Here is a 16,583-nt window from a genome sequence, read left to right on the forward strand (position 1 = left end):
CCGCCATAACAACCTTGCCCCTTCCCAGGCATGCCATTGTCGAATTACTTGTCTCCCTGATCTTCCGCCAGTAGCGTGCAGCCAGAGTTGGCCGTTCGGCCGGAGAAGTAGAAGTGAGGAAGCCCGAATGTCAGTGATGACCGGGCGCGTTCCGCGCGCCTTCCCGCGCCCGGCGATGCCGGGACCGGAGGCGCTTTCCTCGGCTTCCGTCGACGGATGCGGAGCCTGACGATGGCCAATCCAGCCGCCCTGCTCGCCCGCGCACCGGAGAAGGCCGCCGCGGGACTGCGCGAATTCGGCCGCATGTGCGCCATGGGGATCGACGTCGTCATCGCGATGTTCCGCCGTCCCGTGCAGGTTCGCGAGTTCATCCAGCAGTTCTGGTTCATCGCGAGTGTGTCGATCACGCCCGCGATCCTCGTGTCGATTCCGTTCGGTGCCGTCATCTCGCTGCAACTGGGGTCGCTCACGAGCCAGATCGGCGCGCAGCAGTTCAACGGCGCCGCGAGCGTTCTCGCGGTGGTGCAGCAGGCCAGCCCGATCGTGACCACGCTGATCATCGCGGGCGCGGGCGGGTCGGCGATCTGCGCGGATCTGGGCGCCCGCTCCATCCGCGAGGAGATCGACGCGATGGAGGTGCTCGGCGTCTCGCCGATCCACCGCCTGATCGTGCCCCGCGTGCAAGCGGCCATCGGCGTTTCGGTGCTGCTGAACGGTTTGGTCAGCGTCGTCGGCGTGCTCGGCGGCTATTTCTTCAACGTCATCGTGCAGGGCGGCACCCCGGGTGCGTACCTCGCGAGTTTCAACGCGCTGGCCCAGCTGCCCGACCTCGTCGTCAGCTCGATCAAGGCGTTCATCTTCGGTTTCCTCGCCGGTGTCGTCGCGGCCTACCGGGGACTGAACCCCAGAGGCGGCCCCAAGGGTGTGGGCGACGTCGTCAACCAGTCGGTGGTGATCACGTTCCTGCTCCTGTTCTTCGTCAACACGATCCTGACCGCGCTGTACCTGCAGCTCGTCCCCGCGAAGGGAACCTGATCCCGTGACCAGCGTCCCCGAACGGGCCCGCGAGGCGTTCAAACGCCCCGGCAACAGTCTTTTCGAGCTGGGTGACCAGTTGCTGTTCTACATCCGCGCGCTCGCGGCGATCCCGATGGCCGTCACCCGCTATTTCCGCGAAGTGGTGCGCCTCCTCGCCGAAGTGACCTTCGGCAGCGGGGCGCTCGCGGTCATCGGCGGCACCGTCGGCGTGATGGTCGGCCTGTGCGTCTTCACCGGGATCACGGTGGGGCTGCAGGGCTTCAGCGCGCTGAACCAGATCAACATCTCCGCGATGACCGGTTTCCTCACCGCGTACTTCAACACCCGCGAGATCGCGCCGCTCTCGGCCGGGCTGGCGTTGTCCGCGACGGTCGGCGCCGGGTTCACCGCGCAACTGGGCGCCATGCGGATCTCCGAGGAGATCGACGCGCTCGAAGTGATGGCCGTGCGCAGCATGCCTTATCTCGTCACCACCCGGATCGTGGCCGGGTTCATCGCGATCATCCCGCTCTACGTGATCGGCCTGCTGATCTCGTACCTGGGCTCGCGGGTGACGACGGTGGTCTTCTTCGGACAGTCCGGCGGAACCTACGACCACTACTTCTCCCTGTTCTTGCCTCCTGAAGACGTGTTGTGGTCGTTCGGCAAGGTCCTCGTGTTCAGCGTCGGCGTCATCCTCACGCACTGCTTCTACGGCTATCGCGCCGCCGGCGGCCCGGCCGGTGTCGGGGTCGCGGTCGGCCGAGCCGTGCGGACGTCGATCGTGCTGATCAGCGTGCTCGATCTCTTCCTCAGCCTGGCGATCTGGGGCGCGACGACGACGGTGAAGGTCTCCGGATGAGCGCGCGGGCACGGACGCAGGCGGCGGGGGTGATCTTCCTCGTCATCCTGGTGCTGCTGGGCTGGCTCGCCGTCGCCATCTTCAACAAGGACTTCGAGCGGGCGGAAATGGTCACGCTGAAGGCCGACCGCGTCGGCAACCAGCTGGCCCCGCCCGCCGAGGTCAAGGTCCGGGGCGTCCCGTTCGGCGAGGTCAGGGCGGTCCGGGGCACCGCGGAAGGTGCGGAGATCGACCTGGCGATCGACCCGGCGAAGATCGATCAGCTGCCGCGCAACGTCTCCGCCCGGCTGCTGCCGAAGACGGTGTTCGGCGAGCGTTACGTCAACCTCGTGCTCCCGGAGCGGCCCGCCGGCGGATCGCTGCGGGACGGCGACGTCATCGGCCAGGACAGGTCGGCCAACGCGATCGAACTGGAACGCGTGCTCGGCGACCTGCTGCCCCTGCTGCGGGCGGTGCAGCCGCAGAAGCTGAACAGTTCACTGGGCGCGATCTCGCTCGCGCTCGACAACCGCGGGAAGTCCTTGGGGGACAGCATCGTCCAGCTCAACGACCTCCTCAACCAGGTGAATCCGCTGATGCCGCAGTTCAAGGCCGACGTCAGCGGGCTCGCCGACGTGGCGGATCTGTACACCGGCGCGGCGCCGGACATCCTCAAGGCCCTGTCGGATCTCTCGACGACCGCTAAGACCATTGTGGACACTCGTGCGGACCTCGACAAGCTGTACACGAGCGTCACCACCGCGAGCGGCGACATGAACAAGTTCCTCGTGCAGAACAAGGACAACATCATCGGTGTCAGTGTGAAGAGCAGGCCGACCCTGGAACTGCTGTCCCGGTACTCACCCCAGTTCCCGTGCCTGTTCGACGCGGTCAACCGGCTCAAGCCGGTGATGGAGAAGGCCTTGGGCAAGGGCACCGGTGAACCGGGACTGCACGTGACGCTGTCCGTCCACGACCCGCGCGACAAGTACGTGCCGGGCCGGGACGATCCGCGGTTCGACCAGAAGGGCGGGCCGCGCTGCTATGGCGGCGGCGGGTCTTCGGCGGCGGTCGCGTTCGCCGCCGATGGGGACCTCGGTCCGGCCAATTCGAAGGGGGAGCGGGGGCTGGTCGCCGAGATCCTGGCGCCGTCGCTCGGGATGAAGCCGGCCGAGGTCCCGGACTGGAGCAGCGTGCTCGTGGGCCCGGCGCTGCGCGGTACGGAGGTGACCGTCCGATGAGGAGTATCGCGGGGCCGGCGATCAAGGGCCTGATCTTCTTCGTGATCACCGTGGTGGCGACGGGGATCCTGGCCATCACCATCGCCAACTCCGGGGTCGGCACGACGGTCGGCTACACCGCGAGGTTCACCGACGCGACGTCGGTCAACCCCGGCGACGAGGTCCGGATGTCCGGTGTCCGCATCGGCCAGGTCGATTCGGTCGGCGTGGTCGAGCGGCGGCTGGCGGACGTGCGGTTCTCGGTCGAGAACAAACGCCGCCTCACGGCCGGGGCCACGGTCACCATCCGGTACCGCAACCTCGTCGGCCAGCGATATCTCTCGATCGACCCGGGCCCGGACGGGCCTGCCGCGCTCGACGAAGGCGCGCTGATCCCGCCGGAGCGGACCCATCCCGCGCTCGATCTCACCGCGTTGTTCAACGGGTTCAAACCGCTGTTCCAGGCGCTTTCGCCGAGCGACGTCAACCAGTTGTCGTTCGAGATCGTCCAGGTGCTGCAGGGCGAGGGGAGCACCATCGACAGCCTCATCGAGCACACCGCGTCGCTCACGAACACCTTGGCGGGCAAGGACCAGGTGATCGGCCAGGTGATCGGGAACCTCAACACGGTGCTCGACACGCTCAACTCGCAGGGCGACCAGTTCGACAAGCTCGTCGACGTCACGGCGCAGCTGGTCTCCGGGCTCGCCGGCGACGCGAAACCGATCGGGCAGGCGATCGGCGGCCTCGGTGAGCTCACCACGGCCACCGCGGATCTGCTCCAGGACGGCCGCGCGCCGTTGAAGGACAGCATCAACACCCTCGGCGACCTGTCGAAGAACCTCGCGGACAACACCCCGGTGTTCGAGCAGTTCTTGGCGAACCTGCCCAAGAAACTGGACCGGATGGGCGCGATGGTCTCGTACGGTTCCTGGTTCAACTTCTACCTGTGTTCGGTGAAGTCGGACGCGCCGCCCGCACCCGGCGGCCCGCCGGTCGGTATCCCGCTGACCCAGGGACGGTGCCGATGAAAGCGCCGAGGATCAAACCGTTCCGCAGCCGCAACCCCATCGTCGTCGGCGCCATCACGGCCCTGCTGATGACCGTCACGGGTTCGGCGGTGTTCTTCTCCGACGATCTCCCGTTGATCGGCGGTGGGACCACGTACGCGGCGGAATTCACCGAAGCGGCCGGGCTCAAACCCAACGACGAGGTCCGGGTCGCCGGGGTGAAGGTCGGCGAGGTCTCCGACGTCCTGTTGGACGGCGCCAAGGTCAAGGTCCTGTTCCGGGTCAAGGACACCTGGGTCGGCAACCGGACCACCGCGGCGATCAAGATCAAAACCCTGCTGGGGCAGAAGAATCTCGTCCTCGATCCGGTCGGCAACGCGGAACTGGACCCGGACGAGCCGATCCCGGTGCAGCGCACCAGTTCGCCCTACGACGTCACCACGGTCTTCAACGACCTCGCGAACACGGTGGGCGCGATCGACACCGATCAGCTGGCGAAGGCGTTCGGCACGCTGTCGGAAACCCTCGGCGCTTCCACCCCGCAGGACGTCCGGACCGCTTTCGACGGCATCACCGCGCTCTCCAAGACGCTCGCCTCGCGGGACCAGGAACTGGTGAAGCTGTTCGCCAACACGAACAAGGTGTCCAAGACCCTCGGGGACCGCTCGCAGCAGATCGAGGCGCTGATCCGCGACGGCAACACGCTGCTTACGGAGCTGAACGCGCGCAAGGACGCGATCGCAAAACTGTTCAGCGGGGTGAAGAACCTGTCGATCCAGCTCAAGGGACTGGTGGCGGACAACCAGAAGACGCTCGGGCCCGCGCTCGACCAGCTCGATCGCGTCGCCACCGTGCTGCTGCGCAACCAGGACAAGCTCAACGAGAGCCTGCGGCTGGCCGGTCCCTTCTACCGGCTGCTCGGCAACGCGGTCGGCAACGGCCGGTGGATCGACACCTACATTTGCGGGCTCGTCCCGACCGGTGGCACGCCGGGCAGCTGCATGCCTTCGAGGCAGGGAGGACGCTGATGGGACGCCATTTCACGCTCACGGATCTCGGCGCCCACGCCCGGCGGCGGGCCTGGCTGCGGCGGCTCGCGGTCGCCGTCGTCGCGGGTCTGCTGGTGACGGCGGCCTGGCCGCTGCTGACCCGGCAGGCCGATCGCGTCGTGACCGGATTCTTCACCGCGACCGTCGGCGTGTACCCGAACACCGAGGTGCGGGTGCTCGGCGTCCCGATCGGTTCGGTCACCAAGGTCGAACCGCGTGGCACGAACGTCGAAGTGACCATGACGGTGCGGCCCGACGTCAAACTGCCCGCGGACGTCGGTGCCGTCGTGATCACGCCGAGCCTGGTCGCCGACCGGTACGTGCAGCTCACCCCGGTGTACCTCGGCGGACCGGAGCTGGGCGGCGACGCGCGGATCCCGCCCGAGCGGACCGTCACCCCGGTCGAGGTCGACGAACTCCTGGGCAGCCTCAACCAGCTGATGACCGCGCTGGGACCGAAGGGCGCAAACCGGGACGGCGCCGTCAGCGACGTCCTCACCAAGGCCGCGACCTACCTCGACGGCAACGGCGGCAAACTCGGCGAGGCGATCAAGAACCTCGGCGAGTTCGCCAGGACGGCGAGCGACTCCAAGGACGATCTGTTCAACTCGGTCGACAACATCAGCAAGTTCACCGCGATGCTGGCGGCGAACGACGGCAAGGTTAAACAGGCGATCCAGCAGATCTCCTCGCTCAGCAAGATCCTGGCCGATCAGCGGGACCAGTTCTCGGGCGCGATGACCGAACTCACCGAGGCGCTCAGTGTGGTGCAGGGCTTCATCAAGGACAACCGGGGCAAGGTCAAGTCCGATGTGGACAAACTCGCCGAGATCACCAAACTCCTCACTCAGCAGAAGGCGTCACTGAGCGAGGCGCTCGACGCCGCGCCGAACGCGCTGGCGAACGTGCTCGGCGCGTACAACCAGGGCGCGGGAACGCTGGACGGGCGAGGGAACATCACCGAATTCTCGGGGGCGAAATGAAAACCCGGATCGCTGCCGTACTCGTCCTCGTGCTGGCCGCCACCGGCTGCAGCGACGGTGTCGACGTCTACGACATCCCGCTGCCGGGCGGGGCCGCGCTGGGGGAGCGCCCGATCCACGTCACGGCGAGTTTCACCAACGTGCTGGACCTCGTGCCCCAGTCCGGGGTGAAGGTCAACGACGTCCCGGTCGGCCAGGTGCGGACCGTCGATCTGGCGCCGGACGGCCGCAGCGCGGTGGTCGGCCTGCTGATCAACGGGGACGTGAATCTGCCGGCCAACGCCGTCGCGCGGCTGCGGCAGGCGAGCATCCTCGGCGAGAAATTCGTCGAGCTCGCGCCGCCGCCCGAGGGCACGCCTAGCGGACGGCTGGCCGACGGCGCCGTGATCCCGTTGGCCGGTTCTTCGCTGACTCCGGAGATCGAGGAGGTCTTCGGCGCGCTTTCCCTGCTGCTCAACGGCGGTGGTGTCGCGCAGGTGCAGAACATCACCCGTGAACTCAACGCCGCGCTCGGTGGCAAGGAGAGCGCGGCACGCAGCCTTCTGTCCAATTTGGACGTGTTCGTCCGCGGGCTCGACGAGCACAAGGCGGAGATCACCCGTGCCATCGAGAGTGTCAACAAGCTCGCGGCGACCCTGAACGGGAACACCGAGGAGATCAAGGCGACGCTGAACGGGCTCACCCCCGGGATCGAGGTTCTGAACCAGCAGCGTCAGGCGCTGGTCGGGATGCTGAAGTCGTTGGACGGGCTCACTTCGGTCGCGGTCGAGACGGTGAATCGCAGCAAGGACGACCTCGTCGCCGACCTCAAGGCGCTCGAACCGTTGCTGCGGAAGCTGGCCGAGTCCGGGGACAAACTGCCGAAGGCCATGGAGATGATCTTCACCTTCCCGTTCCCGGACGCCGCGCTCGAGGCCATCCGCGGTGACTACCTGAACACGTTCCTGACCTTCAAGAACAATGGTGGCCGCTGATGTTGACCAAGTTCGTCCGCGTGCAGCTGGTGGTCTTCGTGACCATCGCGGTCCTCGGCGTCGCGTACGTCGGCGCGACGTACGCGGGGTTGGACAAACTGGTGCTCGATCGCGGGTACACGGTCAAGGTGCGGCTCGCGACCGGTGGCGGCATCTTCAGCAACGCCGAGGTCACCTATCGGGGCGTGCCGATCGGTCGCGTCGGGGACCTGCGGCTGACCGCCTCCGGGATGGAGGTGGACCTCGAAATCGAGCCGGGCGGCCCGGAGGTGCCCGCGGACACCGAAGCCGTCGTCGCCAACCGATCCGCCGTCGGCGAGCAGTACGTCGACCTGAGGCCGCGCCGCGACAACGGAGCAATGCTGCGAGACGGTTCGGTGATCGCCGAGGCGGACACGAAGATCCCGCTGCCGGTGGACGTCGTCCTGTCCAGTGTGGACTCTTTCGCGAACTCGGTGCCGAAGCCGGCGCTGCGGACCGTGGTCGACGAGCTGTACAACGCGACTTCCGACGCCGGCCCGGCGCTGGACCAGCTCGTCGGTAGGGGGATCGAGTTCGTGCAGGCGGCGAGCGCGCACGTCGGGCCGCTGACCAGGTTCGTGACCGACGCGCAGACCGTGCTCGACACCCAGGTCTCGCAGGCGGACGCGATCCGCTCGTTCGGCGCGAACGCGAAACTGCTCGCCGCGACGTTGAAGAGCTCCGACGGCGATCTGCGACGGCTGATCCCGGCCGTCCCGGCGGCCGCGAACGAGGTCAGCACGCTGCTGCGGGAGACCGGCCCGAGCCTCGGCATCCTGCTGGCGAACCTGCTGACCACCGCGGACGTACTGGAAACGCGGCAGGACGGGATCGAGCAGCTGCTGGTCACCGCGCCGAAAGCGGTCGCCGCCGGGCACGCGATCATGGGGCCGGACGGCGCGCACGTCGGCCTTTCGCTGACGTTCTTCGATCCGCCGCCGTGCGTCACCGGTTACGGGACCGGCTATCGCGACGGCCTCGACGCTTCGCCGCGTCCGCTGAACACCGCGGCGCGCTGTGCCCTGCCGAAGGGCAACCCGACGAACGTGCGCGGCTCGCAGAACGTGCCCAGGAGGTGAAGGCCATGACTCGGATCGCCGCATTTCTCGCAGCCGTCGCCACCGCGGCGGCGGCCTGGTTCGGCTACTCGTGGTGGGACGCGAGCCACGACGACGGCGTCGCGCGGGCCACGGTCCGCGACGAGGCCTTGCAGGTGGGCAGGCAGTCCGTCGCCGCACTGACCACTTTGGACTATCGGCAGGCGGAACAGGGTTACCAGAACTGGCTGAACCTGTCCGGCGGCGCGCTGCACGAAGAGCTGGCGCGGGACCGGGAAGGCGGCCTCGGCCGGATCGGCCAGGCGAAGACCGTCACCACCGGCCGGGTCGTCGACGCCGCGGTGACCGAAGTGGACAGTGGCGGCGGGACGGCCGAGGTGATCGCTTCGGTCGAACTCGAGGTGCGGCCCGAAGGCGGGGAAGCCGTGACCAAGCACAACCGGTTCCGCGCCGGCCTGAACCGGACGCCGGACGGGTGGCGCGTCACGTCACTCGGCCAGGTGCCGGTGACCGACACCGGAAAGCCCTGACGGAGGACGCGATGACCACGAAACGAGCCGACAAGCCGGCGCGGCGCGCGGTGAAGGTCGCCGGGAAGATGGGCGGGAGCACCCGGGTTGCCGTGCTCGAGGTGCCTGAGGACGAGGCTCCGGTCGTCGCTCCGGTGCGGCGGCGGGGCGCGGTGGTGCTCGGCGCCGTCGCGCTGGTGCTGGCGGGCCTCGCGGGGTGGTTCGCCATCGAGGCGCGGGACGCGACGGCGGCGCTGACGCACAACACCGCGCTGACCGACGTCGCCACCACCGCGGAGGTGAGCGACCAGATCGGCAAGGCGCTCGGCACGGTCTTCTCCTACCGCTACGACGACCCCGCCAAGAGCGAACAAGCCGCGAAGGCGGTCCTCACCGGGCCGGCGCTGGGGCAGTACGACCAGCTTTTCGCGCAGGTGCGGGGTCTCGCGGCGGAGCAGAAGCTGGTCGTGACCTCGACCGCGGTGGTCTCGGGCGTCAAGATCCTCGACGGGGATCGGGCTTCGCTGCTGGTGTTTCTGGACCAGACGGGTGTTCGGGGGGACGGGCAGCGGAGTACTGGGGCGGCTCAGTTGAGTGTGAGCGCGGAACGGGCTGAGGGGAAGTGGCGGGTGACCGCTTTGGCTGCTGCCTGACGTCGGGGAGCCGAAGTACATGAAGGGGCGCGACGACTGTGTGGATTTTGGTGCGTTAGGTGACCCGAAATCCACACGGTCCGGCATCAACCTGCTGTGAGCGGTCGCCTTGGTGAGGGGTGTGTGGAAATAGGGACATTCAACGTCCCTATTTCCACACACCCCTCACTCAACGCAACCAAGGTCCCCCAGCCGCTTCCGTGAGTGACCTTCCCGTCCTGCCGACCCTCGCGACCGGATGTTCGTGGCTTTCGCAACGTCGGTCGCCTCGCGGAACCCAAGTCGCGCCAGCGCCTTCACGCGCAAAACCGTCAAGAAGGAGCAGCCCGCAAAGCCAGGATCATCTCGAACCGCCGCTCCGGATCCCGCAGCCCGTCGGCGAACAGCGCCTCCAGTTCCTGAGCACGAGAACGCACCGTCTGCGGATGCACCGCCAGCCGTTCCGCCACCTCGCGCACGTTCCCGCAGGTCTCCAGCCACGCCAGCAGCGTCCCGGCCAGCCGCGAATGCTGCTTACCGGTCAATCCGGCCAGCGGCCCGAGCCGTTCCCGGACGAGCTCGGCGGCCAAGAACGGTTCCTTGAGCAGCCACAGGCGCGAAAGATGGTCGACGCACCACGTCACGGGTTCGTCCACGAGCGCGCCGGAGTCGATGAGGCGCAGGGCCTCGCGGGCGGCCCGTAAGGAACGGGCGGCGAAGACGGGTGGGACCGCGGGGCCGATCGCGGCCCGCGTGCCCGCCAGGGCTTCGGCGAATCGCTCCCGTTCGTCCGGTTCCGGGGCGGGCAGCAGCAGACAGGGCGAGCTGCTCTCGAAGTCGGCGAGCGCGGCCGGTGGGGCCTCGACCGACGGCTGGTCGAGGGCGACGGCGACGAGCAGGTCCGGCAGTTGCCAGCGGGCCAGGTCGGCGGCGTGTTTGACGACTTCGGGAGGCGACGGGGGTTCGGCGAGAAGGAGCTCCATCAGCCGATGCCGCCGGCGCTCCAGTGCGCCGGCGGCCTTTTCCCGCGCCTCCGCGTGGCCCTCGACCGACAGCGCCGAAAGCTCGTCGATGTAGGCGAAGATGGCCTCCGCGAGCAGGCAAAGCGTCGCGGAAGGCACCCCGGCGCGGCGTCCGATTTCGGCCATCCGGCGCCAGGTCACCCTGGCGCCCACCCGGTAGGCCGCCTGGAGGACGTCGACGTTGCGGCCCTGATGGAACTCCTGGACGCCCAGGCTCACGAACACGCTCCGCCGGTCCTCCGACGGCGCCTCGGGGTTTCCGAGGCGTTCCAGGAACTGCACGAACGCCATCTGCACGCCGGTCTTGAGCGCCTTCCCGAACGCTCCGTCCAAGGGCCGCGCGTACTCGGGGATGGTCCGCTGGATCTCCCGGACCACCTCCCCGGCCGTATCGCCCAGCCCCGGCCGGAACACGGTCGCCAGTTCTCTCGGCAGCAGAGCCCAGAGCTGGACCGGACGCCCGCTCGCCCCACCCGGCCGGGCGGGCGTGAGCAGCGGTCCGTACGTCGCCTCGACCCCGCTGCGGGCGTCCTGCGGTCGGGTCACCTCGTCACCTCGTTGTGAGTGGGAAACGCTGATCTGGTCAGTCCTCGGCGAGCAGGGCCTCCGCGCGCAGGGCGATCTCCATGTCGAGCCGGTCGTCGGCGTTGTTCAACCGGTCGCCGAAGAGATCGATGAGCTGGTGCATGCGGTACCGGACGGTCTGCGGGTGGACCTTGAGCTTCTTCGCGATCTCCGGAGCGCTGCCCCGGGACTGGAGCCAGATCAGCAACGTCTCCCCGAGCCGCGCCCGCTGTTTGGGCGTGAGGTCGTCGAACGGGGCGAGGCTGCGCGTGCACAGTTCACGGACCAGGAACTCGTCGGCGAGCAGCCACAGGGTGGACAGGTGATCGCTGTACCGCGTGACCGGATTGTCCGGCAGGACCCCGCGCTGGACCAGCCGCAGGGTGCGGCGCGCCCACAGCAGGGACCGTGGCGCTTCGGTGAGCCGCACGGCCGGGCCGATCACCGCGCGCCAGCCGGGAAGCCGTTCGGCGAGATCCTTCAGGTGCTTGTCCGGGTCTCCGGTCACCAGGCAGGGCTTCGGACCTTCGAAGTCGACCAGGACGTCGGCGTCCAGATCGGCGCTGTCGGGGTCCAGCGGGCCGAGCCGTCGCTCCAGCGCGACGACCGTGACCTCGGTGGGCAGTGCCCACTGCGCGTTCGCGGCGTGCGACGCGATCGACTGCGGGGAGGACGGGGGATCGGAGAGCATCAGTTCGAGCAACCGGCGCCTGCGTCTCGCCCTGGTCCCCGCGGCCCGTTCCTGGGCGGCCGTGTAGCCCTCGATGGACAGTGCGGAAATCTCGTCCACGTAAGCGAAAATCGCCTCGGCCGCGGTGCACAGGAGATCGGCGTCCGCTCCGATCGCCTGCCCGAATTCCGAAACGTGCCGCCACGCGACACGGCCGCCGACGCGGTAGGCCGTCTGCAAGCAGTCGAGACTGCGGCCTTCGCTGAATTCGACCTTCCCGAGGTTGCGGAACACCGCCGACCACTTGTCGAGCGGCGCCGTCCCCTGACCGACGGTATCGAGGCAGTGCAGGATCGCCTGCCGGATACCCTGCGTGATCATCTGCCCGAACGCGCCTTCCAACGGCTGCGCGTATTCGGGAACGGCTCGTTGCACCTCCTGCAGGATGGCTCGTGCCAAGGGGTCGGCCCGCGGCCGGAACCGCTCGCCCAGGTCTCTGGGCAAGGACGCCCACAGTCCATTCGCACCGGTGCTGCGCACAGGTCGGTTCTCCACTGGGGTTCTCGGTGCCGGCGTGAAGGCGCGCGGTCGCTGGACCGGACCCGGTGGCTGGCGGTGCGGGGTGGCGGGGTGGCGCACGTCGGGGTCGGGTCGTGCGGTCCGCAGATCGTGCCGCGAGAATCCGGTATCCAAGTCGGTCATGTTTTTATCCTTGTTAGCAACAAAATCAGCCTCTTCAACGGTGAAGCCGATCCAGATTTTGTGGCTCACGCAACATAAAATCCGGCCGAGAGGACTGTCAACGGCTGGCGGGAGCTTGATCGGCCACCTGGATGGACTACACCCGAACGGGTGGTCGGATCCGGCGGCGAGTGACATTTAGGCGGGCCTGAGATGGCGTCCGGATGACAACTTTTCCGGGACGTTTTCGGGCGCTTCCGCCGCCTCGCTGGCGCGGATGAGCACCTCGACGACCTCGTCCAGGCTCAGCCTGGCGGGCGCGGTCGCGGCGAGGAAGCGTTCGAGCTCGCCGGCGAACCGGGCCGGGTCGGCCACATGTGGAAAGTGTTTCGCATTTTCGAACACGGTCAATCGGCTGTCCGGCAGCACTTCGGCGGTCTTCCGGCCGTGCGCGACCGGGATGAGCGGATCATGCGCGCCCCAGACGACGAGCGTCGGCACCTCCTTGGCGAGGTAGAGCTTGTCGATCGCGCTCGCGCGCTGGCCGCGGAGGTCGATCAGGCTGCGGGCGATGAACAGGAACGCGCGCCGCCTGCCCGGGTCGGCCAGTGACGCAAGGTGACGAGTCAGCTCGCGGGTCTCGGGGGAAAGTTTCCCGCCGAGGGACCGGCATGCCGCGGCGAGTCCGCGCGCGATCGCGACGGTGGCGGGGTTGACCGCCAGGGAAAGCGTCACGTTGGCCCCTGGCAGCGCCGTCGCGCGCAGCACCGGGGTCACCTGCGGGCCGAGCCCCGCACTGCCCACGAGCACCAGCCGGGCGCACATCTCGGGGAACTGGTAGGCGAACTGCATCGCGATCCCGCCGCCGAGTGAGTGTCCGACGATGGTGGCGTGCCGGTTCCCGGTGAGCGCGAGGACATCGCGCACCACGCTGGCCATCGCGCCGAGGCCGTAATCGGCCCGCGGGGCGGCCGAATCGCCGTGTCCGGGAAGATCCGGGACGAGGACGCGGCGCCCGAACCCGCTTCGCTCGAAGTGGTCGAGCAACGGGACCCAGGTCTCGCCGCTGCCCGAGATCCCGTGCAACAGCACGAGCGGCTCGCCCGCGGCGTCCTTTGTGGACGGAACGTATTCCCGCAGCCGGATTTCCCGGCCGTGCAGGGTCAGTGTGCGCGCTTGGAGGGCCATGTCCCGCCTTTCCGTTGTCAGGCGTCAAAATAACGTGTGGAACGCCGGGTTCGTCAGCGTGTCGCGGGACACGTCCGTCGATTGCGACCCGGGTGACAAGAATGCCGGGACCGACCCCGAGCCGGATGCCAAAAGCGGGAACGACGGGCTATTGCGCATCGACATTTTCCCACCGTCCCGGTATTCAGGAAAGCGTCGGTAAACACCCGTCACCACGGGGAGAAATGCGATGGCCTGCCGGGCTGACTTCCATGTCGACCAGCCGAGGGCGAAGCATGCCCGCCGCGGCCTCCGCTGGGTGCTCCCCACCGTGCGGCCACCGGAACGGCGAGTGCGGCGGATCAGGTCCCTTCGTCGCGGCGGTGAGCGCGCATGAGGCGTTGCGCGCGCAGGGCGAGCTGCATGTTCAACCGGTCGTCGGCGTCCCTGAGGCGGTCGCCGAACAGATCCTCCAGCTGACGGAGGCGGTTCCGCACGGTCTGCGGATGCACGCCGAGCCGTTGCGCGATCTCCGGTGCCCCGCCGCGGGTTTCCAGCCACGCCAACAGGGTGTCGCTGAGCCGTTCCTGTTGTTTCTCGCTCAGCGAGGTGAACGGGTCGAGGCTCTGCTTGGCGAGTTCGGCGCCGAGGAAGTCTTCGGCGAGCAGCCAGAGCGTGGCGAGGTGGTCCCGGCACCAGATGACCGGGCCGGGCGCGTCCTCGCCGGTCAGCAGGAGCGCGCGGCGGGCGGTGCGGAGCGCGGCAGGGGCGTCGACGAGCGGTACGACCGGGGAGACCGCCACCCGCCAGCCGTCCAGCGCGTCCTTCAACGGAGCGAGGTCGGTGTCGGGATCCGCGGTGAGCAGGTACGGCTCGGCGGTGTCGAGGTCGGCCAGCACGGTGTCGTCGAGGAGATGGGCCGGAAAGGCGGGCGCACCCGCGGCGCGCCGCAGCGCGACCATCGCGGCGGCGCTCGGAACCCGCCAGCCCGCGCCGTCGGCCAGGCTGGTGATGCTGCACGCCGAGCCTTCCGGCGCCTGGGCGATCAGCTCCAGCAGGCGCCGCCGCCGGAGCGGGATCGCGCCCGCCGCCCTGGCTTCCGCCTGCTGATAGCCCTCGATCGTCGTGGCGCAGAGTTCGTCGACGTAGACGAAGACGGACTCCGCCGCGAGCGCGATGACGTCGAGGCCGACGCCGAGCCCGCGCACGATGGGCCGCATCGCCCGCCATGCCGCCCGCGCGCCGACGGTCACGCTGTCGTGCAACGGTTCCAGGCTCCGGCCCTCGGCGAACTCCATTCGCCCGCGCATGCGGTAGAAGTCGATCCAGCGGTCGTGGGGGATGTCCGGATCGCCGATGCAGTCCACGTAATGCCGCACCGCCCGCTCGCACGAGACGACCAGGACGCGGCCGAAGACGCCGCGCAGCGGCTGCGAATACGCGGTGACCGAACGCTGCACCTGCTTGACCATGGCGGCCGCGGCGTGCCCGGTATACGGACGCAGTTCTTCGCCGAGCGAACGCGGCAACGTCGCCAGCATGCCGAAACCGCGGTACTCGACCACCAAGACCACCCTTTGATTTTCTTCGAACCGGGGAGAGAAACATGAATCCGTTTGCATAACCACGTCGGATCGACGGGAACGGTGCGGGGCCGTTTGTACTGGATCGGCGGACGGCCTGTACCCCGAATGTGACGTTGAATTTGCAACGGAAAGTCGCGGGGCTCACCGAGGTGACAACGGACGGGCGTTTCGGTGTGACGTCTTTTGACACGGATGTGTCGACGGTTCTACGCTCCGTGCATTCGAGTGCGCCGGTGGCGCGCGGACGAAAGGGAATTGGTGCCCGTAATCGTCGGCCTACTTCTCAACGGGGGATCGCACACGTGAGCTGGCAGCCCGTCGGCGCCCTGTGGGCACGCCTGCCGAGGGAACTCGGCGACGCCGTCCGCCCGCGCATCCCGGCGATCGCCCGGCACTGCGTCGAAGGCGTGGTGTCCGAGATCGGCGAATGCGCCGAGGTGTTCAGCGACGGCGAGGCCCGTGCGGCGGCCGTCGAGCTGACCAGGCGCAGTATCGAACGCGCCATCGACCGGGTCGGCGTCCCCGAACTGCTGCAGAACGACCTCCTGGTCGATTTCCGCGCACAGGGCCGCATCGCGTTCCATCAAGGACTCAGCCGGGAAGCCGCGCAGGCGGCGTTCAGGGTCTCGAGCCGGGTGCTGTGGCGTTCGATCGCCTCGATCGGCCGTCAGCTCCAGCTGCCCGGTGACGTCCTCTATGGGGCGGCCGAGTGCCTCTTCGGCGACGTCGTCGAAGTGACGATGGCGCTGACCGACGGCTACAACGCCGCGCAGGCGGAGGCGACGGGCCCCGCGGAGCAGCGGGCGCGGTTGTTCCGGCTGCTGGCCGGCGGTACCGGCTACAGCCAGGCCGACGCGGGCGCGCTCGCCGTCGCCATCGGCTGGCGGATCCCGGAGCGGATCACGGCGGTCGTCTTCACCGCGGCACCCGGAGCGCCGTCGTTCCCGGCCGGTCTGCTGCCCTCGGCGGTGCCCGTCGATCTCGTCTCCGACGTGCCCGGCGCGCTGGTGGCCTGCCCCGAAGCCGACCTGAGCGGTCTGCGGGAGCTGCCGTCCGGCTGGACGGCGACGGTCGGGGTGTCCGTTCCGACCGCGCAGGCCGCCGAGTCGTACCGCATCGCGCGCCGCGCGTCCGAGCTCGCCCAGCGGGGCATGATCACCACGGTCGGCCCGGTGTTGTGGTGCGAGGAGCACATCACCACGCTGCTGTTGCTCGCCGACGAGTTCCTGCTCGACCGGCTGGCCGGCGAGGCGCTGGAACCGTTGTCGGGGCTGGCGCCGCGTCAGCACGACGAGCTGTCCGCGACCCTGCTCACGCAGGTGCAGACGCGGGGGAGCGCGCCAGAGATCGCCCGGCAGCTCGCGGTGCACCCGCAGACGGTGCGAGCGCGGCTGCGGCGGCTATCCGAGCTCTTCGGCGAGCGGCTGGACGATCCGGATCAGCGGCTGCGGATCGAACTGGCGTTGCGCGCGGAACGCCTGCGGCCCGCCGACGTCTGACGGTCCTTGTCCACAAAGGACGCTCGGTCGCGTGACTGGATGGACGGCACGGGACCGGCTCCGGCCACGCGTGTGTCCAG

15 protein-coding genes are annotated in these 16,583 nt (G+C 68.7%); 11 read left to right on the forward strand and 4 right to left on the reverse strand.

The window, feature by feature from the left end:
* The first annotated feature begins 231 nt into the window (after positions 1–231).
* The 10 genes from AJAP_RS15165 to AJAP_RS15210 are packed head-to-tail and all read left to right on the forward strand — an operon-like array spanning position 232 to position 9,335.
* A complete protein-coding gene (locus tag AJAP_RS15165) occupies positions 232–1,035 on the forward strand; it encodes an MlaE family ABC transporter permease (protein WP_038523080.1) in 804 nt (267 codons plus the stop codon).
* 4 nt (positions 1,036–1,039) lie between these two features.
* On the forward strand, positions 1,040–1,879 hold the full coding sequence (locus AJAP_RS15170; RefSeq protein WP_007033208.1) for an MlaE family ABC transporter permease: 840 nt from the start codon (positions 1,040–1,042) through the stop codon (positions 1,877–1,879).
* Positions 1,876–3,099 carry an MCE family protein gene (locus tag AJAP_RS15175; RefSeq protein ID WP_038511990.1) on the forward strand — a complete coding sequence of 408 codons (1,224 nt, stop codon included), beginning with the start codon at positions 1,876–1,878 and terminating at the stop codon, positions 3,097–3,099. The genes AJAP_RS15170 and AJAP_RS15175 overlap by 4 nt, the downstream gene beginning before the upstream one ends.
* On the forward strand, positions 3,096–4,109 hold the full coding sequence (locus AJAP_RS15180) for an MCE family protein (RefSeq protein ID WP_038511993.1): 1,014 nt from the start codon (positions 3,096–3,098) through the stop codon (positions 4,107–4,109). Before AJAP_RS15175 ends, AJAP_RS15180 begins: the two co-directional genes overlap by 4 nt.
* Positions 4,106–5,116 carry an MCE family protein gene (locus tag AJAP_RS15185; RefSeq protein ID WP_038511996.1) on the forward strand — a complete coding sequence of 337 codons (1,011 nt, stop codon included), beginning with the start codon at positions 4,106–4,108 and terminating at the stop codon, positions 5,114–5,116. The genes AJAP_RS15180 and AJAP_RS15185 overlap by 4 nt, the downstream gene beginning before the upstream one ends.
* Positions 5,116–6,120 carry an MCE family protein gene (locus tag AJAP_RS15190; RefSeq protein WP_038511999.1) on the forward strand — a complete coding sequence of 335 codons (1,005 nt, stop codon included), beginning with the start codon at positions 5,116–5,118 and terminating at the stop codon, positions 6,118–6,120. Before AJAP_RS15185 ends, AJAP_RS15190 begins: the two co-directional genes overlap by 1 nt.
* Complete coding sequence (locus AJAP_RS15195; RefSeq protein ID WP_038512002.1) at positions 6,117–7,094, forward strand: MCE family protein; 978 nt, start codon at positions 6,117–6,119, stop codon at positions 7,092–7,094. Before AJAP_RS15190 ends, AJAP_RS15195 begins: the two co-directional genes overlap by 4 nt.
* Positions 7,094–8,194, forward strand: a complete 1,101-nt coding sequence (locus AJAP_RS15200) for an MCE family protein (protein WP_038512005.1) — start codon at positions 7,094–7,096, stop codon at positions 8,192–8,194. Before AJAP_RS15195 ends, AJAP_RS15200 begins: the two co-directional genes overlap by 1 nt.
* Before the next feature lie 5 nt (positions 8,195–8,199).
* Positions 8,200–8,703, forward strand: coding sequence for a hypothetical protein (locus tag AJAP_RS15205; protein ID WP_038523084.1), 504 nt, complete (start codon positions 8,200–8,202; stop codon positions 8,701–8,703).
* 11 nt (positions 8,704–8,714) lie between these two features.
* Positions 8,715–9,335: a hypothetical protein gene (locus AJAP_RS15210; protein ID WP_038512009.1), complete on the forward strand. Its 621-nt coding sequence runs from the start codon at positions 8,715–8,717 to the stop codon at positions 9,333–9,335.
* A 311-nt stretch (positions 9,336–9,646) separates the two neighbouring features.
* Here the strand turns inward: AJAP_RS15210 and AJAP_RS15215 are convergent, their stop codons facing one another.
* The 4 genes from AJAP_RS15215 to AJAP_RS15230 form a co-directional block, all read right to left on the reverse strand.
* Positions 9,647–10,882, reverse strand: coding sequence for a PucR family transcriptional regulator (locus AJAP_RS15215; RefSeq protein WP_038512012.1), 1,236 nt, complete (start codon positions 10,880–10,882; stop codon positions 9,647–9,649).
* A gap of 37 nt (positions 10,883–10,919) precedes the next feature.
* Positions 10,920–12,110, reverse strand: coding sequence for a helix-turn-helix domain-containing protein (locus tag AJAP_RS15220; RefSeq protein WP_038512015.1), 1,191 nt, complete (start codon positions 12,108–12,110; stop codon positions 10,920–10,922).
* 339 nt (positions 12,111–12,449) lie between these two features.
* On the reverse strand, positions 12,450–13,439 hold the full coding sequence (locus AJAP_RS15225) for an alpha/beta fold hydrolase (protein WP_038512018.1): 990 nt from the start codon (positions 13,437–13,439) through the stop codon (positions 12,450–12,452).
* Positions 13,440–13,780: 341 nt separating this feature from the next.
* Positions 13,781–14,992, reverse strand: a complete 1,212-nt coding sequence (locus AJAP_RS15230) for a PucR family transcriptional regulator (protein WP_143202359.1) — start codon at positions 14,990–14,992, stop codon at positions 13,781–13,783.
* Positions 14,993–15,306: 314 nt separating this feature from the next.
* On the opposite strand from AJAP_RS15230, the gene AJAP_RS15235 reads away from it, so the two are divergent.
* The gene (locus tag AJAP_RS15235; RefSeq protein ID WP_038512021.1) at positions 15,307–16,503 is read left to right on the forward strand and encodes a PucR family transcriptional regulator; all 1,197 of its coding nucleotides are present in this window, start codon (positions 15,307–15,309) and stop codon (positions 16,501–16,503) included.
* The last annotated feature ends 80 nt before the right edge of the window (positions 16,504–16,583 follow it).

Source organism: Amycolatopsis japonica, from assembly GCF_000732925.1.
Lineage (GTDB): Bacteria > Actinomycetota > Actinomycetes > Mycobacteriales > Pseudonocardiaceae > Amycolatopsis > Amycolatopsis japonica.